The organism is Modestobacter muralis (assembly GCF_010682105.1).
GTDB classification, from domain to species: Bacteria; Actinomycetota; Actinomycetes; order Mycobacteriales; family Geodermatophilaceae; genus Modestobacter; species Modestobacter muralis.
The window spans coordinates 26309-46323 of record NZ_JAAGWH010000001.1 but is presented as its reverse complement, the minus strand read 5'-3'; the positions used below and the strand labels follow the sequence as shown (position 1 = coordinate 46323).

Here is a 20015-nt window from a genome sequence, read left to right as displayed (position 1 = left end):
ACCCCGGTCCGCGCGCGGTGGACGGGTGGCCCGGCCCGGCGCCACCGTCCGGCCGCGGACTCGACGAGGAGTCGCATGGCGTCAGGCACGCACGACCAGGCGCACGCCGCCCTCCCCCCGGTCGCCGGGTTGCTCCGCCGGCTGATCACGAGCAGCGGCAGCCTGGTCCAGGCCGCGGCCGGCAGCGTGTCGCTGGTCGACGGCTCCTGGGACCGCTACGCCAAGCTCGCCGAGCACGGGACGTCGTGCCGGCTGGGCAGCAGCTTCCCCCTCGACGAGGGCGTGACCGGGCAGGTGGTCGCCCGCCGGCGGCCGGTGGTGCTGCCGACCTACGGCCAGGTGCACGCCGGCCACCTCGCCGCCGGCGGGGCCGCCCACGCCGGCGCCGTCCTGGCCGTGCCGCTGTGGTGGCGCGGGGACGTGGTGGGCGCCAACGTCGTCTTCGCCTGCCGCCCCCGCCGGTTCACCGTCGCCGAGGTCGACGAGCTCGAACTGCTCACCCAGTCCGTGGTCCCGGCGATCGTCCGCGCGGGGGTCGCCGACCCCGCCCTGACCCACCTGCTCGCCCGCCGCAGCGCGGGCGACCGGGTGCCCGACCGCACCGCGGAGCCCCCCGCGGACTCGCCGTTCACCCGGCGGGAGCGGGAGACGCTCACCCTGCTGGCCCGCGGGCTGAGCAACCGGCAGGTGGCCGCGGCGCTGGTGCTCTCCCCGAAGACGGTCGAGAAGCACGTGGCGGCGGTGCTCCACAAGACCGGTGCCCACAGCCGCACCGCGGCGGTGATGACCGCCCTGCAGCGGGGCTGGCTGGCGGGCCGGTGACATGGGTGATCCACCCCATGGACCTGTGACGTGGGCCACGCTTGACTCGGGCACAGCACGTCCCCGACCGAGCTGACAGGAGCCCCGGTGCCCGTCGTCCCGATGAAGGACCTGCTCGACCGGGCACTGGCCGAGCGGTACGGCGTACCGGCCTTCAACGTGGTCAACGACCTCACCGTCGAGGCCGTCCTCGCGGCCGCCGCCGAGGAACGCTCCCCGGTCGTCCTGCAGACCTCGGTCAAGACGGTGCGCGCCTACGGCCGCCGCCAGCTGTTCGACGTCGTCGCCACGATGGCCCGCGACGTCGACGTGCCGGTGACGCTGCACCTGGACCACTGCCCGGACCGCGCGGTCATCAGCGACTGCCTGGCCGGCGGCTGGAACTCCGTCCTGTTCGACGCCCACGAGCTCGACGTCGCCGAGAACCTGCGGCAGACCACCGAGGTCGTCGCCGAGGCGCACGCCCGCGGGGCGCACGTCGAGGGCGAGATCGAGGGCATCCAGGGCGTCGAGGACGGCATCGGCTCCGACGACGCCCCCGTCGTCCAGACGTTGGAGGTCGCCGTCGACTTCATCCAGCGGACCGGCGTCGACTGCTTCGCCCCCGCGATCGGCAACGCCCACGGCCAGTACACCGCCGCCCCGGTGCTCGACCACCAGCGGGTCAGCGACCTCGTGGCGGCGACCGGGGTGCCGATGGCGCTGCACGGCGGGACGGGGCTGTCCGCGGAGCAGTTCCAGGACCTCATCGCCCGCGGCTGCGCCAAGGTGAACATCTCCACCGCGCTCAAGCAGGTGTTCCTGCAGTCGAGCCTGGAGTTCCTCCGCGAGGCCGAGACCCGGGGGAAGTGGGACCCGCCGTCCTTCTTCGCCCACCAGCGGACCGCGGTGAAGGACATGGCAGCTGAGCACATGCGCACCTTCGGCAGCTCCGGGCGCGCCTGGTGAGCGCACTGGTCCTCGACTGCGACGGGGTGCTCGCCGACACCGAGCGGTACGGCCACCTGCCCGCCTTCAACGCCACCTTCGCCGAGCACGGGCTGCCGGTGCGGTGGAGCGAGGACGACTACGGGCAGAAGCTGGCCATCGGCGGCGGCAAGGAGCGCATGGCCAGCCTGTTCGGCGACCCGGACTTCGTGCGGACCGCCGGCATCCCGGACGACGAGGACGCCCGCCGGCAGCTGCTGGCCGACTGGCACCGCACGAAGACGGCGCGGTTCCGCGCACTGGTCGCCGCCGGTGAGATCCCGGCCCGACCCGGCGTCGCACGGCTGGTCAGCGAGGCGCTCGACGCCGGGTGGACCGTAGCGGTGGCCTCCACCTCGGCCGAGGAGTCCGTCCGCGCCGTCCTGGAGCACGCGGTGGGCGCCGACGTGGCCGCGCGGGTCCCGGTCTTCGCCGGCGACGTCGTCCCGGCCAAGAAGCCGGACCCGGCCATCTACGACCTGGTGGTGGAGACCCTGGGCCTCGCCCGGGACGACACGCTCGTGGTCGAGGACTCCCGCAACGGGCTGCTCGCCGCGACCGGCGCCGGGCTGCCCTGCCTGGTCACCGTGAACGGCTACACCCGGCACGAGCCCTCCGACGAGGCGGTGCTCGTGGTGTCCGAGCTCGGTGACCCCGACCGCCCACCGATCGAGGTCCTGGCCAACCGCGGCCGGGCACACCCCGGCCACCACGTCGTGCTGGCCGACGCCCAGGCGTGCCTGGGCACCGCGTCCGGACGACGTCCCGAGGGAGGAACGGCGTGAGCAGCACCGGGCAGCAGCAGGTCGACCTCGTCGTCCGCACGATCGCCCAGGCGGCGGTGGACAACGAGAAGTACTTCGGTGACCTCGACGCCGTGGTCGGCGACGGCGACTTCGGCTACTCCCTCGCCCGCGGGTTCGAGAACGTGCTCGCCGGCTGGGACGACGTCGACCGCACCGACATCGGCACGTTCCTGAAGAAGATCGGCATGGTCATCACCGCGCGGATCGGGGGCACCTCGGGCCCGATCTGGGGGACGGCGTTCATGCGCGCCGGGATGACCGCCGGCGCGACCGACACCCTCACCGGCGAGCAGGTCGTGGCGATGCTGCGCGCGGCCGTCGAGGGCATCAAGGCCCGCGGTCAGGCCGAGGTCGGCGACAAGACCCTGCTCGACGTCCTGGTGCCCGTCACCGACCGGCTGGAGGCCGAGATCGCCGCCGGCTCGGACGCGGCGCAGGCGCTGGCCGCGATGGCCGCGACCGCACAGGAGGCCGCGGAGGCCACCGCCGACATGGTCGCCAGGCGGGGCCGGGCGTCCTACACCGGCGAGCGGAGCAGGGGTTCGGTCGACGCGGGCGCCATGGGCGTGGCCGTGATCCTCGGCCGGATCGACGAGGCGTGGCAGAGAGAAGGAGCGTCATGAAGAAGTTCGTCAACAACCCCCAGCAGTTCGTGCCGGAGATGCTGGAGGGCCTGGCCCTGGCCAACCCGCACAGCCTCCGCTACGTCCCCGAGCACAACCTGGTCATGCGCGCGGACTCCCCCAGCGACGACCGGGTCTCGATCGTGCAGGGCTCGGGCTCCGGGCACGAACCGGCGCACGTGATGATCGTCGGCAAGGGGATGCTGGACGCCGCCTGCCCCGGTGACGTGTTCGCCGCCCCGCCGATGAACTACGTCTACGAGACGGCGAAGCTGCTGGCCTCACCCAAGGGCGTGCTGCTGCTGGTGAACAACTACACCGGCGACCGGATGGCCTTCGACATGGGCAAGGAGATGGCCGAGTCCGAGGGCATCAAGGTCGAGATCCTCACCATCAACGACGACGTCGCGGTGAAGGACTCCACCTACACCGTCGGCAGGCGCGGGGTGGCCGGGAACTTCTTCGTCATCAAGGCGGTGGGTGCGGCGGCCGCCCGGGGTGACGAGCTCGACGAGGTGATCCGGGTCGGGAAGAAGGTCAACGACGTCACCCGGACGATGGGCGTCGCGCTCACCGCGTGCACCCCGCCGGCCAAGGGCTCCCCGCTGTTCGAGCTCGGAGACGACGAGATCGAGATGGGCGTGGGCATCCACGGCGAGCCCGGCCGGGAGCGGAAGAAGATGACGAACGCCGACGCCATCGTCGACGAGCTGCTCGACGCCGTGGTCACCGACCTGCCCTACAGCTCCGGCGACCAGGTGGCCCTGATGGTCAACGGGCTCGGCGGGACCCCGATCAGCGAGCTGTACATCCTCTTCCGCCGCGCCCACCAGCAGCTCGCCGAGCGGGGCATCACGGTGACCCGCAGCTACGTCAACGAGTACTGCACCTCGCTGGACATGGCCGGCGCGTCCCTGACGCTGGTGAAGCTCGACGAGGAGATCGACGCCCTGCTCGACGCACCCGCCGAGGTCCCGATCCGGGTGTTCTGACCGCCCCGCACGAGCCCCGCCGACCGCACCGACTGGAGAACGTCATGGGCAGACAGATCACCCTCGCGCAGGCCGAGACCGTCCTGGCGGCCTGCCAGGCGGAGGCGGCGACCGTCGGGCAGCCGATGAACATCGCCGTGGTGGACGACGGCGGCAACCTCGTCGCGTTCGCCTCGATGGACGGCACCAAGCTGATCGGTGTCGACATCGCGCAGAAGAAGGCCCTGACCGCCGTCTACTTCCAGGCCGACACCCGGGACCTCGCCGCGCTCGTGCAGCCGGGCCAGCCGCTGTTCGGCATCGAGTCCACCACCGGTGGCCGCCTGGTCGTCTTCGGAGGTGGGGTGCTGCTCAGCGACGCCGGTGGGGCGGTCACCGGTGGCGTCGGGGTGAGCGCAGGGACGGTCGAGGAGGACCACCAGGTGGCCGAGGCCGGACGCCGGGCCTACGCCGGCTGACCGTGTCCCCGGGTGGCCGGCTGGCGCGCGCCACCGGGTGCGGGCCGACTGACCGTCCCCGGGCGGCCGGCGTGCGCCACCGGGTGCGCGCGGGCTGTCCGTCCCTGGGTGGCCGGCCTGCGCGCGCCACGGGGTGTGCGCTCGTCGGCTGCCCGGTGGTGTTGCCGGACGTGTTCACCGGGCTTGGCACATCGTGCCGGTCCTCTCGGCCGGCCGGCCTGCCGAGAGGGGAGGTGTGACCTCCACCGCCACCGCTCCGCGCCACATGCACCGCGACCTCGAGGACGACGAGGACCTGGCGACGACGACGCAGATCTTCGTCAGCAAGCTGCGCGCCAGCGCAGCGCGCTTCGCCGAGGCCGCGGGTGCGGAGCAGGCGATCGTGCGGGAGGCCGTGCCCCCGGCCCGGCACCGTCGCTCGCGCTGCCGCGTGGTGCTGCTGTACGGGAACGGGCAGGAGGCCGACGTGACCTTCCTCGGTCCGGTCAGCACCTCGACCAGCGCCAAGGAGCTCACCATGTCGCAGTTCGACACCGCCATCCGGCTGTGGCTGGGTGCCGGCCAGGAGCGCAGCCGTCGCTGGCTGGTGCCGGACGAGGAGGCCGCCGGCGGCGTGGCCATCGACGTCACCGCGTGGCTGGACCGCTGACCGCGCGCAGCGGCCGCTGAGCGGACGTCACACCCGCGCGGACGGGCCGGGTCGCCGGTGGGCGCGACCTGGCGCAGCCGGTACCCGGCCGACCGACAGGGTCGGACGGGGCGACTAGGCAACCACGACCACGATCAGCCGGTGCGACTCCTGTCGCACCGGCTGATCGCGTCTGCGGGGTCCTGCCTCCGCGGTGACCCGGGGCTGACCCCGGGGGGCGGCGCGGCAGGTGAGCGACGTGAACAGGCGGCCGTGCGGTGACTCGGCTGACGGTGCAGCCGCCCGTCCCCGACGGCCCGCCGGTACCGGGCCTCAGCCGACGGTGACGGAGCCGGTGCGCGTCGGGACGAGCTCGACCCAGGTGTTGCCGGCCGCCAGCCGCACCGGGTTGCCATCCGGACCGCGCAGCACCAGCCGCTGGTCGACGGCGCTCTTGACCCAGGTTGCGGCCAGGGTGTGACCGCCGGTGGCGACCAGGGCGTCCCCGGAGCCGACCAGCACCGTCTCGGGGACCGGGTTGCCGGCCGGGTCGGTGGTGCCGGTGTCGACGGACTCGGTGCGGAGGACGACCACGTTGACCGCGCGCAGCGGCGTGCCGTCGGCCTCGACGGCGGGGGTCTGGCCCTCGGCGCGCACCCAGTGGCCGTCGGGCGCACTCCAGGTCCAGGACGGGTGGCTGACCCCGGACAGGGTCAGCGCGAGCGAGCCGGCCGGTTCGCCTGCGGTCACCGCGGTGGGCTCGTTGCCGGGGCCGGCGATCTCGAACTGGGCGGGCGGGGCGGCCAAGTGCCGCGGGTCGGCCTGGACCAGGAGGGTCGCCGGGTCGGCGTAGACGTCGTGCGGCGCCGGGCGGGAGTCGATCCGGTAGAAGCCGGCGGCGCCGGAGTCGTTGCTGACCACCTGGGTGCCAGCGTCGGTGACCGCGGCGACGAACGCGGGCTGGCCGCCGGAGAAGGCGAACAGTCCGTGCAGCGGCGCGGCGATCGCCGCGTCCATCGGCCGGACCGAGCGGACCGGCCCGACCTCGGCCGGCAGCGTGGAGTGGTAGACGGCCACGTAACGGGTGATGCCGCCCTCGACGACCTCCTCCCACACCAGGTCGGCCGCGCCGAGGCCGGTCTGCGGACGTGCCTGGACCGAGTTCTCGATCTTCACGGCCAGCGCCGGACGGGGCAGGGCGGTGCCGCTGTCCAGACCGGTCAGCGGCCACAGCGAGGGCACCGGGGCGGCCGGTGCGGGCGCGGCCGCCACCGGTGCCGGGTCGGCGGGGCCGCAGCTCACCACGGCGCCGAGCAGGGCACCGGCCAGGAGGACCGGTCCCACGCCACGGACGCGCCGACCAGCGTCCTGGCCGACCGCCCGGGGGTGCCGCCGGGCACGAGTGCCCGCGGGGTCGGCGGTGAGGCTCACGGAGCTGCTCCTGGGTCGGACGGGCCGTACGGCCGACCAGCGGCCGGGCCGGCGACACCGTAGGTCGCCGGGGCGGGCCGGTCGGGGGACGTAGCGGTCCGCGGTCGCGGTGTCGGCCTCGACCGCCCCATGGGTCCCCCACAGCCCCAGGCCCAGCGGGTGCGCGGGCGCACGACCGCTCGCCTGGTCCCCGTGCCGCTGCTGACGTCGGTACCGGTGGGGGTAGCAACAGCGCGGGCTGACACCGATGGGCGTGGCAGCAGCAGCCTGGTACCGGCCGGGCCCGGTACCGAGGACCAGGCGTCAGAACGGGTCGACGAGCCCTCCGGCCCGGCTCGGTACCGGGGACCGGGCGTCAGAACGGGTCGGCGAGCCCCTCGGCCGGACCGGCCGGACCAGTCGGGGTCCTGCCGATCCGTCGGGCCTGCCCCTCCCCCACCTCGGTGCTGGCGGAGCCGGCGAAGCTGGCCGCCGGCGCGGTCGAGCGGAGGGCGGACCGGGCGGCAGAGCGCGCCGCGGTCCACACCGGCGCCTCGGCGGGTGACCAACTCGGCTCGTCGTCGTCGAAGGGCTCGGCCTCGGCCGCGGCGTCCTCGGCCTTGCCTGCGTCGTCGAGCGCCTCACGGACCACGTAGCCGGCGAGGCCGCCGCCGTAGCCCTTGCGGGCCAGCATGCCCATCAGCCGTCGTTCCGCGGTGACCCGGTCGAGCCGCTGCATCGAGGGCATCTTCCGGGCGACGAGCGCACGGGCGGAGTCCCACTCGGCCTGGGGGTCGACCTCGGCGACGGCCGCGGCCGCGATGTCCCCGTCGACTCCCTTGGCGCGCAGCTCGGAGGCCAGTGCCCGCCGGGCCAGACCGCGCCCGGACTGCCGGGTGGACACCCAGGCGGCAGCGAAGGCGGCGTCGTCGATCAGGCCGACGTCGGTGAACCGGTCGAGCACGGCGTCGGCCACCTCGGCCGGCACCTCCTTCTTGGCCAGCAGGTCGGCCAGCTGCTTGCGCGTCTTGGCCGTGCCGGTCAGCGCACGCAGGCAGATCCCCTTGGCGACCGCCTCGGGGTCCTCCATCTCGGCGGGTGCGCCGTCGGCGTCGGTGGAACGCGAGCTCCACTGCGGGCCACTGGCCCGGCCGCTCTTCCCACGACCGAACCCACCGTCACCGCGTCCACCCCCACCCCCGGCGCCCTTGCTGCGGCGGCCGGAACCGCCCTCGCCGAAGCCGCCGCCACCGCGGGCACCACCCAGACCGGAGCGGCGACCGGACCGACGACCTGAGTCGTCGGCCGGTTGCACGTCCTGGTCGCGGTCGGTGCCCGCGGGACCGTCGGAGGAGGGGCCGGTCATCGGTGGATCAGAAGTCCGCCGGCTCGGCGGCTGCCACGCCCGCGTCGACCTTGGGGACGCCGATGCCCAGCTTCTCCTTGATCTTCTTCTCGATCTCGTCGGCGAGGTCGGGGTTGTCCTTCAGGAAGGTGCGGGCGTTCTCCTTGCCCTGGCCGAGCTGGTCACCCTCGTAGGTGTACCAAGCACCGGACTTGCGGACGAAGCCCTGCTCCACGCCGATGTCGATCAGGCCACCCTCGCGGCTGAAGCCGGTGCCCCAGATGAGGTCGAGCTCGGCCTGCTTGAACGGTGCGGCGACCTTGTTCTTGACGACCTTGACCCGGACCCGGCTGCCGACCGCGTCGGTGCCCTGCTTGAGGGTCTCGATGCGGCGGATGTCGAGGCGGACCGAGGAGTAGAACTTCAGCGCCCGGCCACCGGTGGTGACCTCCGGCGAGCCGTAGACGACGCCGACCTTCTCCCGCAGCTGGTTGATGAAGATGCAGGTCGTGCCGGAGTTGCTGAGCGCACCGGTGATCTTGCGCAGCGCCTGGCTCATCAGCCGGGCCTGCAGACCGACGTGGCTGTCGCCCATCTCGCCCTCGATCTCGGCGCGGGGCACCAGGGCGGCGACCGAGTCGACGACGATGAGGTCGAGGGCGCCGGAACGGATCAGCATGTCCGCGATCTCCAGCGCCTGCTCACCGGTGTCGGGCTGGCTGATCAGGAGCGCGTCGGTGTCGACACCGATCGCCCGGGCGTAGTCGGGGTCGAGCGCGTGCTCGGCGTCGATGAAGGCCACGATGCCGCCGGCGGCCTGGGCGTTGGCCACCGCGTGCAGGGCGACCGTCGTCTTGCCGGAGGCCTCGGGGCCGTAGACCTCGACGACCCGGCCGCGCGGCAGGCCGCCGACGCCGAGGGCGATGTCGAGCGCGATGGAGCCGGTCGGGATGACCTTCATGGCGACCTCGGGCGAGTCGCCCAGGCGCATGACGGAGCCCTTGCCGAACTGCTTGTCGATCTGGGCGAGGGCCATGTCGAGGGCCTTGTCGCGGTCGAGCGTTGCCATGGTGGCCACCTTCGGATGTCGCTGTAGCGGGTCGTCGCCGACGCTAGGGCGGGGGTCTGACACTTTCGCGAGCCGGAGCGCATCTGTGGACGAACACCGGGTCTGTGGACACGGTAGACCGAACACCTGTTCGACTCCAGCGACACGCCGCCGCGGTCCTCGAGGGCCGGACCGGGCGGTCAGGCGCGGTCGTCCCGGGCGGTCCGGGCGGCGAGCACCTGCGGCAGGGCGTCCTCGACGAAGTCGATGAGCGCGAGCAGTCGCGGCGCCAGCGCCGTCCCCAGGTCGGTGAGGGTGTACTCGACGTGCGGCGGGGTGGCCGAGCGGACCTCTCGGAGCACCAGGCCGTCCCGCTCGAGCACCTGCAGCGTCTGGGACAGCATCTTCTCGCTCACCCCGTCGACCCGGCGCCGCAGCTCACCGAAGCGGCGCGGGCCCTGGTGCAGCGCCGACAGCACCAGCACCGCCCACTTGCCGGTCACGTCCTCGAAGACCTCCCGGGACGGGCAGTTGCGGCTGAAGACGTCGGCCGCCTGCTGGGACGTGCTCATCACCACTCCTCCGCGTCGGGCGTCGTCCCCAAGGGTACTGTGCCGTCGAAAGTGCTAACCAAGAGTTAGTGCCCGTGCGTCAGGAGAACTCATGATCAGCGTCACCGCAGCCAGCGGCCACCTCGGCCGGCTCGTCGTCACCGGCCTGCTGGACGCCGGCGTCCCGGCCGCCGAGGTCGTCGCCGTCGTCCGGGACCCGGGGAAGGTGGCCGACCTCGCCGCCCGCGGCGTCGGAGTCCGCCAGGCCGACTACGCCGACGCCGCCGCCCTCGAGACGGCGCTGCAGGGCACCGACCGGCTGCTGCTCATCTCGGGCAGCGAGGTCGGCCAGCGCGTGCCCCAGCACGCCAGCGTCCTGCAGGCCGCGAAGGCCGCCGGCGTCGGACTGGTCGTCTACACCAGCGCCAGCAAGGCCGACGACACCCCGCTGCCGCTGGCGCCGGAGCACATCGCCACCGAGCGGCTGATCGCCGACTCCGGCATCCCGGCGGTCGTGCTGCGCAACAACTGGTACCTGGAGAACTACGACCAGCAGATCGCCCAGGCCGCGCAGACCGGCACGCTCACCGGCAGCTCGGGCAGCGGCCGGATCGCCGCCGCCACGCGCGCCGACTACGCCGCCGCGGCCGTCGCGGTCCTGACCGCCGACTCCCCAGCCACCGGCGTGTTCGAGCTCGGCGGCGACGACGCCTTCACGCTGGCCGACCTGGCCGCCGCCGTCGCGACCGCCGCCGGTCGCGAGGTCACCTACACCGACCTCACGCCGGAGCAGCACGTCCGGTCCCTGCTCGACGCCGGCCTCCCCGAGGGGACGGCGCAGTTCGTCGTCGGCCTGGACCAGGCCATCGCCGCGGGCGCGCTGGACACCGGCAGCACCGCGCTGTCGCAGTTGACCGGCCGGCCCACCACCCCGCTGTCGACCCACGTGCAGGGCGTGCTCAGCTCCTGACCCACCCGGCGTCCCGCCGGAGGGCCCTCAGCGGTCCTTCGGCGGGACGTCGTACTCCTTGCAGATCTCCAGCCAGACGGTGCGCACCGGCACCCCGGCGTCGATGGCCTCCAGCGCCGAGCGGCCACCGAGCGCGCCGAAGACGTGGTCGCTGGCGACGTACTGCGCACGCATCGAGCCGAACTGGCTCTCCATCCGGGTCCTGAACTCCTGCAGCCGCACAGCACGACGGTACCCACGGCCGTCATCCCGCGCGGCCGGGGAGGTGCTCCTACGCTCGGCGGCATGACCGGCTCGGGCACCTGGGACACGCTGCTGCAGATCGCCTTCGCCGTGGCGCTGCTGGTCGCGGTCGTGCTGACCATCCGGGGCATGCGGCGCTGAGCGCGCGGAGGTCAGCCCGCGCGGCGGACCGGGTGGCCGACGTGCCGCGGCCTGATCACGGTGTTCAGGTGCCGGCCGATGCTGTCGGCCTCCAGCAGGGCGAGCGCCTCCTCCGGCGGGACGCCGGGGTAGCGGTACACGCCGCCGGTGACGAACCCGACCTCCAGCACGTGCGCGTCGAGGTCGTACCCCACCCAGCGCACGCTCGAGGACCGCACCCCCGCCCGCTGCATCGCCATGTGGATGACAACGCTGTAACTACACGTCTGTAATCCGCAGAGGTGATCATCATCCCCTTGTCGACGAGTCGACACGGCGACCCGGCGGGCCGGTGGTCGCCCGTTCGTGGACGGCGGACTGTCGTACCCGCGTGGACACTGAGGGCGTGCCGACCATGCCGTCCGCCCCCACGCCTGCGCTGGAGCGATTCTCCGCGCCCACGCAGGCCTGGTTCACCGGCGCGTTCGAACACCCCACCACCGCCCAGGAGGGCGCCTGGACGGCGATCAGCAGCGGCCAGCACGCGCTGGTCGTGGCCCCCACGGGCTCGGGCAAGACGCTGGCCGCCTTCCTCTGGTCGCTGGACCGGCTGGCCGCCACGCCCCCGCCGGAGGACCCGCTGCGCCGCTGCCGGGTCCTGTACGTCTCCCCGCTGAAGGCGCTGGCCGTCGACGTCGAGCGCAACCTGCGGGCGCCGCTGACCGGCATCGGCCAGGCCGCTGCCCGCCTCGGGCTCGAGCGGCCGGAGATCACCGTCGGGATCCGCTCCGGCGACACCCCCGCCGACGAGCGGCGGCTGTTCACCAAGCGCCCGCCGGACATCCTGATCACCACGCCCGAGTCGCTGTTCCTGCTGCTGACCAGCCAGGCGCGTGAGTCGCTGCGTGGGGTGGAGACGGTGATCCTCGACGAGGTGCACGCGGTCTGCGGCAGCAAGCGCGGGGCGCACCTGGCCGTCTCCCTCGACCGGCTCGACGAACTGCTCGACGCACCCGCCCAGCGGATCGGGCTGTCGGCCACGGTCCGCCCGATCGAGGAGGTCTCCACCTTCCTCGCCGGTGGCCGCCCGGTGCAGGTCGTCGCGCCGCCGTCGACGAAGCAGTGGGACCTGTCGGTCGTCGTGCCCGTCGAGGACATGTCCCAGCTGGGGCAGCCGACCGGTGAGCTGTCCGGCTCCGCGGCGGGCAACCAGCCGCGGACGTCGATCTGGCCGGCGGTCGAGGAGCGGGTGCTCGACCTGATCGAGAGCCACCGCAGCACCATCGTCTTCGCCAACTCCCGGCGCCTGGCCGAGCGGTTGACCAGCCGGCTCAACGAGCTGGCCTATGAGCGGGCGACCGGCGAGCCGATGCCGCACGGCGCCAACCCCGCCGAGCTGATGGCCCAGGCCGGCACCGGCGTCGGCACCGATCTGTCGACTGTGGTCAAGCCGGTCGCCTCCGCCCACCACGGCTCGGTCTCCCGCGAGCAGCGGGCGATCGTGGAGGAGGCGCTCAAGTCCGGGCAGCTGCCCGCCGTCGTGGCCACCTCCTCGCTGGAGCTCGGCATCGACATGGGTGCCGTCGACCTGGTCGTCCAGGTGGAGTCCCCGCCCAACGTCGCCGCCGGCCTGCAGCGCGTCGGCCGCGCCGGGCACCAGGTGGGCGCGGTCAGCGAGGGCGTCATCTTCCCGAAGTTCCGCGGTGACCTGGTGCAGAGCGCCGTGGTCGCGGAGCGGATGCGGGCCGGGGCCATCGAGTCCACCCGCTACCTGCGCAACCCCCTCGACGTGCTGGCCCAGCAGATCGTGGCCATCGTGTCCGAGCGGCCGCGCACCGTCGACGAGGTCTCGGCGGTGCTGCGCCGGTCGGCGGCGTTCGCCTCGCTGCCGGACTCCGCGCTGCACGCCGTGCTGGACATGCTGGCCGGCCGCTACCCCTCCGACGCCTTCGCCGAGCTGCGCCCCCGGCTCACGTGGGACCGGGTCACCGACACCCTCACCGCCCGCAACGGCGCCCAGCGGCTGGCGGTCACCAGTGGCGGCACCATCCCCGACCGCGGCCTGTTCGGCGTCTTCCTCGTCTCCGGCGCGGGGGCGAACGGTGGACGCCGCGTCGGTGAGCTGGACGAGGAGATGGTCTACGAGTCGCGGGTCGGCGACGTCTTCCTCCTCGGGTCCTCCTCCTGGCGGATCGAGGAGATCACCCACGACCGAGTCCTGGTCAGCCCCGCCCCCGGCCAGCCGGGCAAGATGCCGTTCTGGCACGGCGACACCCTGGGCCGCCCGCTGGAGCTGGGCCGCGCACTGGGTGCGTTCCTCCGCGAGGTCGGCAGCGCGACCCCAGAGGCCGGCATGGAGCGGGCGCGCGCCGCCGGGCTGGACGCCTGGGGTGCGAGCAACCTGTTCGCCTATCTCGCCGAGCAGAAGGCGGCCACCGGCCACCTGCCCGACGACCGCACGCTGCTCGTCGAGCGGTTCCGCGACGAGCTCGGCGACTGGCGGCTGGTCGTCCACTCCCCCTTCGGCGCACAGGTGAACGCCCCGTGGGCGCTGGTGCTCGCCGCTCGGCTGCGCGAGCGGTACGGGGTCGACGTCGCCTCCATGCACGCCGACGACGGCATCGTGCTGCGCCTGCCCGACACCACCGGCGAGCCGCCCGAGGCCGACCTCGCACTGCTCGACCCCGACGACGTCGAGCGCGAGGTCACCGCCGAGGTCGGCAACTCCGCGCTGTTCGCCAGCCGGTTCCGCGAGTGCGCCGCCCGCGCGCTGCTGCTCCCCCGCCGCGACCCGCGCCGCCGCACCCCGCTGTGGCAGCAGCGCCAGCGGGCGGCCCAGCTGCTGTCGGTGGCCAGCGAGTTCTCCTCCTTCCCGATCACCCTCGAGGCGGTCCGGGAGGTGCTGCAGGACGTCTACGACGTGCCCGGCCTGGTCGAGCTGATGAGCGACGTGCGCGCGCGCCGCGTGCGGCTGGTCGACGTGCAGACCCAGACCGCGTCGCCGTTCGCCCAGTCGCTGCTGTTCGGGTACGTCGGCCAGTTCATCTACGAGGGCGACGCGCCGCTCGCCGAGCGCCGCGCCCAGGCCCTGGCGCTGGACACGGGCCTGCTGGCCGAGCTGCTGGGCCGCTCGGAGCTGCGCGAGCTGCTCGACGGCGACGCGATGGCCGAGATCGAGGCCGAGCTCCAGCGGCTGCCCGAACAGCGCCACCCGCGCGACGTCGACGGTGCCAGCGACCTGCTGCGCGGAGTGGGCGACCTGACCGTCGCCGAGGCCGCCTCCCGCGGGGTGCCCGCCGCCTGGCTGGAGGAGCTCGTCGTCTCCCGGCGTGCACTGGTCGTGCGGATCGCCGGGGAGGAGCGGTACGTCGCCATCGAGGACGCCGGCCGACTGCGCGACGCGCTGGGCACCGCACTGCCGGTCGGTGTGCCGGAGGCCTTCACCGAGCCGGTCGCCGACCCGCTCGGTGACCTCATCGGCCGGTACGCCCGCACGCACGGCCCGTTCGCCCCACCCGAGGTCGCGGCCCGGCTGGGGCTGGGCGTCGCCGTGGTCACCGCCACCGTGCAGCGGCTGGTCGGCACCGGCCGCCTCGTCACCGGCGAGTTCCGCCCCGGTGGCATCGGCCAGGAGTGGTGTGACGCCGAGGTCCTGCGCTCGGTCCGCCGACGGTCGCTGGCCAAGCTGCGCCAGGAGGTCGAGCCGGTCCCGATCGACACCCTGGCCCGGTTCACCCCGAGCTGGCAGTCCGTCGGCGGCCGGATGCGCGGGGTCGACGGCGTGCTGGCGGTCGTCGAGCAGCTGGCCGGTGCGCTGGTGCCGGCGTCGGCGCTGGAGTCCCTGGTGCTGCCCTCCCGGGTGCAGGGCTACTCCCCCGCGATGCTCGACGAGCTCACCAGCGCCGGCGAGGTGCTGTGGGCCGGTGCCGGCGGGCTGTCCGGTGGCGACGGCTGGGTGACCCTCGTGCCCGCCGACCTGGCGCCACTGCTGCTGCCCGAGCCGCCGGCCGGCGCGGTCCTGGAGGGCGGGGTCGGCCAGCTGGTGCTCGACGAGCTCGCCGGCGGGCAGGCGATGTTCTTCCGCACGCTGTCCGACCGGGTGGGCGCCACCGACGACCCGGCGCTGGCCGAGGAGATCTGGGACCTCGTCTGGTCCGGGGCGCTCACCAACGACACCCTCGCCCCGCTGCGCACCCGGCTGTCCGGCGGCGGGACGCACAAGAAGGCGCCCGCCGCACCGCGCGCCCGGCTCGACCGCAGCCGCTACGGACGCACCCGGCTCGGCCGCCCGGCGATGCCCAGCCGCAGCGGACCGCCCTCCATGGCCGGGCGCTGGTCGCGGCTGCCGGAGCTCGAGTCCAACACCACCAAGCGCACCACCGCCCGCGCCGAGTTCCTGCTGGAGCGGCACGGCGTGCTCACCCGGGGCGCGGTGCAGGCCGAGCAGGTGACCGGCGGCTTCTCCGCGGTCTACCCGGTGCTGCGTGCGTTCGAGGAGAACGGCCGGGCCCGTCGCGGGTACTTCGTCGAGACCCTCGGCGCAGCCCAGTTCGGCACACCCGGCTCGGTCGACCGGCTGCGCAGCTTCGCCAGCCCCGACCGGGTGCCGGCCGGCCCGGTCGTGCTCGCCGCGACCGACCCGGCCAACGTCTACGGCGCGGCCCTGCCCTGGCCGGAGCGTCCCGGCACCGACACCGGCGGCGACGAGGGCGTCGACCTGGGCGAGGGCACCGCGGCGACGACCAGGAAGAGCGGACACCGGGCCGGGCGCAAGGCCGGAGCGCTGGTCGTGCTGGTCGACGGCGAGCTGGTGCTCTACGTCGAGCGCGGCGGCAAGACCCTGCTGTCCTGGACCGAGGAGGAGACCACGCTCAAGGAGGCGGCCACGGCGCTGTCGAGCGCGGTGACCTCCGGGGCCCTGGGCCGGATCACCGTGCAGAAGGCCGACGGCGCCTCGGTGCACGAGTCCGGTGCGCTGTCCGGCGCGCTGCAGGCAGCGGGCTTCATCGCCACCCCGCAGGGCCTGCGCCTCCGACGCTGACCGCGCACGCTGGCCCGGTCAGCGCCTCAGCCGGACGCGCCGGTCCGCTCAGCGCCTCAGCCGGTCAGCGCCTCAGCCGGTCAGCGGCGGCGCGAGCCCTGCAGCCAGGAGCCGAGCCAGCGGCTGAGCCGCGGCATCAGCAGCCGCAACACCGTCACCACGTACAGCGCCGACAGCAGCAGCCGAGAGGGCCACGGCCAGCTGCCCACGAACGGCATGGCGAGCAGCTGGAAGGTCGTCGTCAGCACCAGGACCACGGCGACGGTGAGCGCCCAGCTGCGCCAGGCCGGCCCCGGGCGGGCGGGCACCGCGAAGAACGTCTCCAGGCCCACCGCGCGGGCGGTCCGCTCCTGCTCGACCAGCCGGCTGACCTGCTCCAGCGCGGCGCGGCGTTCCGACGAGCGCTCCCAGACGGCCAGCGAGGCGTCGTCGCTGAACCGGTAGACCAGGTGGTACTCGTCGCTGGCCGGACCGGGCCGCAGCAGCGAGGACCCGAGGCTCCCCGGGAAGCGGCCGACCAGCTCCTGGACGTCGGCAGCCCACTGCTCGAACGCCTCGTGCTCTTCGGGCCGCACGACCCGGGCGACGGTCACGGTGACCGGCTCGGGCGCCACGGGCTGGCGGGCCACCGAGTTGCCGGTCAGTCGAACCGGCAGGCTGCGCAGGCGGGTCGTCACGATCACGGGTCCCACAGCGTCACCGGCAGCCGCTCTCTTCCCGCCTGTCGCTGCCCTCACAGCGCGGTCACCCGCCCGGGCGACCTGCCCCGCAACGGGTCAGGGGCCGGCGTCCCAGAGCAGCCGGTAGTAGTCCGTCCGCTCCGCGTCGGGCTCGATGCCGTAGGCGTCGAGCAGCGGCCGCTCCCAGCCCGGGCCGTAGTTCCACTGCGTGCTCCAGGTCGCCACCGCCAGGTCGGCCCAGCGGTCGGCCAGGCCGAGCGACCCGAGGTCGACGTGCCCGGACCACGACCCGTCGTCCCCGATGAGGGTGTTGGGGGCGCAGGCGTCGCCGTGGCAGACGACCAGCCGGTCGTCCTCGGGTACGTCGGCCAGCCGGGCCAGCACCTCGGGCACCGACAGCGCGGCGTGCACCGGGTGCCACGACGCCGGGCGCAGGACGTCGGCGCGCCGGTGCACGTCGACCAGCCGGGTGGCGGCGGTCCAGTCGAACGGGCAGGCCCCCGCCGGGAGCGCGTCGTGCAGTGCCCGCAGACCGGCGCCGATGGCGCGGACCGCGGTCAGCGGGTCGGCCCGCCACCGGGCGGCGACGGCACTGTCGCCGGGCAGCCCGGCGGTGAGCAGCCAGTCGCCGTCGGCGTCGCTCCCGGCGTCCAGCACGACGGGCACGGGCGAGCAGCGCGACGCCCAGCGCAGCCGCTCGGCCTCGCGCACGATCGGCAGCCCGCTGCCGGCCGGCGCCCACTTCACGAACCGGCGCCCCGTCCCCGAGCCGAGCTGCCAGATGACTCCCCCGGCCTCGTTCTGCCAGACCGCCGTCGCCGGGTCGGCACCGGCCAGGGCGCGCACGACCGGCGGCAGCACGACGGGCTCGGGAGGCGGCCCGGAGTACAGCACCCGGCGATCTTGACATGACCGACGCCAGGCACGGCTCACCGATCGCGGCGAGGGCCTGACCAGGCGGGCGGATCGAACACGCGGTCGGTGAACCGCGCGCTGGCCAGGGGGTGCTCCAGGACGAGGACCGTCGTGCCGATCCTGGTCGGGTGACGCCCTCCGGCCAGCATCGTCAGCGCGCCCCGCGGGGTGGGGATGCTCACCGACGGCCGGCGACATCGGCGGCCGAGGGGCATCCGGATGCGAGCTGGCGGGTGCACACCCCGCAACGGGACTGGCAGGAGCTGAGCGGACGGCGCCGCCGCGAGGTGGCCCGGTGCGCCCGCCGTGGCCGTCCGCACAGCGACGAGCACGTGGCCGCGGTCGCGCGGGCGTGGGCCGGGCAGGTCCCCGACGTGGCACGGCCGTGGTCGCGCCGGCAGCGGGCCCGGGCGGCCGTCTCGTGGGCACCGACCGTCCTGTTCCTCGCCCTCGCGGTGGCGCTCGAGCTCGACGGCGACGCGGGGTCCACCTCCACCGCGTTCACCGACTGGCGGGAGCGCCGGCTGGCCCGCCGCATCCTCGCGCTGCCGACGTCGTGACCGGGCTGCGGTGATGAGCGTCCTCGGCTCGCGGGCAGGGACGATCGGTGCGCGACGACGACTCGGCACCAGGGCGCACCGACAGGGACGATGGAGGACGTGCCCGAGGGAGACACCGTGTGGCTGGCGGCCAACCGGATGAACACCGCCCTGGCCGGGGCCACGCTCACGCGGGGCGAGCTGCGCGTGCCCCGGCTCGCCGGCATCGACCTGACCGGCGCAACCGTCACCGAGGTGGTGCCGCGCGGCAAGCACATGCTCACCCGCCTCGCCGACGGCCGCACCCTGCACACCCACTACCGGATGGACGGGAGCTGGCACATCGAGCGCCCCGGTGCCCGGTGGCGTGGCGGCCCGTCGTTCGAGGTCCGGGCGGTGCTGGCCACCGACGGATGGGAGTGCGTCGGCTACCGGCTGCACGACATGGCACTGGTGCCCACCGCACGCGAGGACGAGCTGGTGGGCCACCTGGGCCCCGACGTGCTCGGCCCGGACTGGGACGTCGAGGAGGTGCTGCGCCGGTTGCGCGCCCAGCCCGACGAGCAGATCGGCGTCGCGATCCTCGACCAGCGCAACCTGGCCGGCCCGGGCAACCTCTACAAGGTCGAGTCACTGTTCCTCACCGGCGTCAACCCGTGGGCCCGGGTCGCCGACGTGCCGGACCTGCGCGCGCTGGTCGAGCGGGCCCGCACCCTGATGCTGGCCAACCGCGACCGCCCGGCGCAGAGCACCACCGGGATCACCCGCCGGGGCTGGGACCACTGGGTCGCCGGCCGGAAGGGTCGTCCGTGCCGCCGCTGCGGGACGACGATCGCACTGGGCGACCAGGGGCCGGACCTGCAGGAGCGGGTGACCTGGTGGTGCCCGACCTGCCAGGCCACCCCGCTGCCGGTCGACCCGCGGGCCCGCACCGGACTGCCCGGCACCGAGGCCCGACGCGCCTCCTACTGAGGCGCGGACCGGGGCGGCCGGGGATCATGGGGGGATGCCCGAAGGAGACACCGTCTGGCTGGCGGCCAACCGGATGAACACCGCCCTCGCCGGTGCCACGCTGACCAAGGGCGAGCTGCGCGTGCCCCAGCTGGCCACCGTCGACCTCGCCGGCGCCACCGTCACCGAGGTGGTGCCGCGCGGCAAGCACATGCTCACCCGGTTCGCTGACGGCCGCACGCTGCGCACGCACTACCGGATGGACGGCAGCTGGCACATCTACCGCCACGGCGCCCCGTGGAAGGGTGGGCCCGCGCACAGCATCCGGGCGATCCTGTCCACCGGCGAGTGGGACTGCGTCGGCTACCGGCTGCACGACATGACGATCGTGCCGACCAGCGCCGAGGCTGACCTGGTGGGACACCTGGGCCCTGACGTGCTCGGCCCGGACTGGGACCTCGACGATGCCTTGCGCCGGCTGCGGTCACACCCCGACGAGCAGATCGGCGTCGCGATCCTCGACCAGCGCAACCTGGCCGGCATCGGCAACCTCTACAAGGTCGAGACGCTGTTCATGACCCGCACCCACCCGTGGACCCGGGTCGCCGACGTGCCGGACCTGCCGGGCCTGGTGACCCGCGCCCGCACGCTCATGCAGGCCAACCGCGACCACCCCGAGCAGAGCACCACCGGCTCGATGCGGCGCGGGGAGGACCACTGGGTCTTCGGTCGGCGCGGCCGCCCGTGCCGCCGCTGCCGGACCACGATCCTGCTCGGTGACCAGGGCCCGGACACCCAGGAGCGGGTGACCTACTGGTGCCCGCAGTGCCAGGCCGCGCGCAGCCCGATCGACCCGCTCGCCCGCACCGGCGAGCCCGGCCACCCGGCGTCGATCGCCGCCACCTGA

General features: G+C 74.3%; 20 protein-coding genes. 12 read left to right on the top strand and 8 right to left on the bottom strand.

The genetic code is table 11. The features are described 5' to 3' along the window. Positions 1 to 75 precede the first annotated feature (75 nt). The 7 genes from GCU67_RS21515 (at position 76) to GCU67_RS00180 (ending at position 5316) form a co-directional block, all read left to right on the top strand. A complete protein-coding gene (locus tag GCU67_RS21515) occupies positions 76 to 822 on the top strand; it encodes a helix-turn-helix transcriptional regulator (protein WP_163608919.1) in 747 nt (248 codons plus the stop codon). A gap of 87 nt (positions 823 to 909) precedes the next feature. Beyond that, a complete protein-coding gene (locus GCU67_RS00205) occupies positions 910 to 1770 on the top strand; it encodes a ketose-bisphosphate aldolase (protein WP_163608918.1) in 861 nt (286 codons plus the stop codon). Further along, positions 1767 to 2573, top strand: a complete 807-nt coding sequence (locus tag GCU67_RS00200; protein WP_163608917.1) for an HAD-IA family hydrolase — start codon at positions 1767 to 1769, stop codon at positions 2571 to 2573. Before GCU67_RS00205 ends, GCU67_RS00200 begins: the two co-directional genes overlap by 4 nt. Beyond that, entirely contained in the window at positions 2570 to 3217 is a 648-nt protein-coding gene (gene dhaL / locus GCU67_RS00195) for a dihydroxyacetone kinase subunit DhaL (RefSeq protein ID WP_163608916.1), read from the top strand. The genes GCU67_RS00200 and dhaL overlap by 4 nt, the downstream gene beginning before the upstream one ends. Then, positions 3214 to 4209, top strand: a complete 996-nt coding sequence (dhaK, locus tag GCU67_RS00190; protein ID WP_163608915.1) for a dihydroxyacetone kinase subunit DhaK — start codon at positions 3214 to 3216, stop codon at positions 4207 to 4209. The genes dhaL and dhaK overlap by 4 nt, the downstream gene beginning before the upstream one ends. A 44-nt stretch (positions 4210 to 4253) precedes the next feature. Next, the gene (locus tag GCU67_RS00185; protein WP_163608914.1) at positions 4254 to 4667 is read left to right on the top strand and encodes a GlcG/HbpS family heme-binding protein; all 414 of its coding nucleotides are present in this window, start codon (positions 4254 to 4256) and stop codon (positions 4665 to 4667) included. Positions 4668 to 4902: 235 nt separating this feature from the next. Further along, positions 4903 to 5316 carry a hypothetical protein gene (locus tag GCU67_RS00180; RefSeq protein WP_163608913.1) on the top strand — a complete coding sequence of 138 codons (414 nt, stop codon included), beginning with the start codon at positions 4903 to 4905 and terminating at the stop codon, positions 5314 to 5316. Between the two features lie 312 nt (positions 5317 to 5628). On the opposite strand, the gene GCU67_RS00175 is transcribed toward GCU67_RS00180, so the two are convergent. The 4 genes from GCU67_RS00175 to GCU67_RS00160 form a co-directional block, all read right to left on the bottom strand. After that, a complete protein-coding gene (locus tag GCU67_RS00175) occupies positions 5629 to 6639 on the bottom strand; it encodes a DUF3048 domain-containing protein (protein ID WP_163608912.1) in 1011 nt (336 codons plus the stop codon). 442 nt (positions 6640 to 7081) lie between these two features. After that, on the bottom strand, positions 7082 to 8071 hold the full coding sequence (locus tag GCU67_RS00170; protein ID WP_163608911.1) for a regulatory protein RecX: 990 nt from the start codon (positions 8069 to 8071) through the stop codon (positions 7082 to 7084). Between the two features lie 7 nt (positions 8072 to 8078). Further along, positions 8079 to 9119: a recombinase RecA gene (gene recA / locus GCU67_RS00165; protein WP_163608910.1), complete on the bottom strand. Its 1041-nt coding sequence runs from the start codon at positions 9117 to 9119 to the stop codon at positions 8079 to 8081. 179 nt (positions 9120 to 9298) lie between these two features. Then, positions 9299 to 9670, bottom strand: coding sequence for a winged helix-turn-helix transcriptional regulator (locus GCU67_RS00160; protein WP_163608909.1), 372 nt, complete (start codon positions 9668 to 9670; stop codon positions 9299 to 9301). 91 nt (positions 9671 to 9761) lie between these two features. Here GCU67_RS00160 and GCU67_RS00155 point away from each other — a divergent pair, with 91 nt between their 5' ends. After that, positions 9762 to 10619 (top strand): NmrA family NAD(P)-binding protein, encoded by an 858-nt coding sequence (locus tag GCU67_RS00155; RefSeq protein ID WP_163608908.1) that lies wholly within the window; start codon positions 9762 to 9764, stop codon positions 10617 to 10619. 27 nt (positions 10620 to 10646) lie between these two features. On the opposite strand, the gene GCU67_RS00150 is transcribed toward GCU67_RS00155, so the two are convergent. Both GCU67_RS00150 and GCU67_RS00145 read right to left on the bottom strand, forming a co-directional pair. Then, a complete protein-coding gene (locus GCU67_RS00150) occupies positions 10647 to 10841 on the bottom strand; it encodes a DUF3046 domain-containing protein (protein WP_163608907.1) in 195 nt (64 codons plus the stop codon). Positions 10842 to 11014: 173 nt separating this feature from the next. Next, positions 11015 to 11242: a KTSC domain-containing protein gene (locus tag GCU67_RS00145; RefSeq protein WP_211660492.1), complete on the bottom strand. Its 228-nt coding sequence runs from the start codon at positions 11240 to 11242 to the stop codon at positions 11015 to 11017. A 155-nt stretch (positions 11243 to 11397) separates the two neighbouring features. Here GCU67_RS00145 and GCU67_RS00140 point away from each other — a divergent pair, with 155 nt between their 5' ends. Further along, positions 11398 to 16023 (top strand): ATP-dependent helicase, encoded by a 4626-nt coding sequence (locus GCU67_RS00140; RefSeq protein WP_163608928.1) that lies wholly within the window; start codon positions 11398 to 11400, stop codon positions 16021 to 16023. Between the two features lie 80 nt (positions 16024 to 16103). On the opposite strand, the gene GCU67_RS00135 is transcribed toward GCU67_RS00140, so the two are convergent. After that, complete coding sequence (locus GCU67_RS00135) at positions 16104 to 16706, bottom strand: antibiotic biosynthesis monooxygenase (protein ID WP_338104673.1); 603 nt, start codon at positions 16704 to 16706, stop codon at positions 16104 to 16106. Positions 16707 to 16799: 93 nt separating this feature from the next. Continuing rightward, positions 16800 to 17597, bottom strand: a complete 798-nt coding sequence (locus GCU67_RS00130) for an aminoglycoside 3'-phosphotransferase (protein ID WP_211660491.1) — start codon at positions 17595 to 17597, stop codon at positions 16800 to 16802. A gap of 254 nt (positions 17598 to 17851) precedes the next feature. On the opposite strand from GCU67_RS00130, the gene GCU67_RS00125 reads away from it, so the two are divergent. From GCU67_RS00125 to GCU67_RS00115, 3 genes are all read left to right on the top strand, one after another. Beyond that, positions 17852 to 18178: a hypothetical protein gene (locus GCU67_RS00125; RefSeq protein WP_163608905.1), complete on the top strand. Its 327-nt coding sequence runs from the start codon at positions 17852 to 17854 to the stop codon at positions 18176 to 18178. A gap of 90 nt (positions 18179 to 18268) precedes the next feature. After that, positions 18269 to 19129 (top strand): DNA-formamidopyrimidine glycosylase family protein, encoded by an 861-nt coding sequence (locus GCU67_RS00120; protein ID WP_211660490.1) that lies wholly within the window; start codon positions 18269 to 18271, stop codon positions 19127 to 19129. 34 nt (positions 19130 to 19163) lie between these two features. Continuing rightward, positions 19164 to 20015, top strand: a complete 852-nt coding sequence (locus tag GCU67_RS00115; RefSeq protein ID WP_163608903.1) for a DNA-formamidopyrimidine glycosylase family protein — start codon at positions 19164 to 19166, stop codon at positions 20013 to 20015.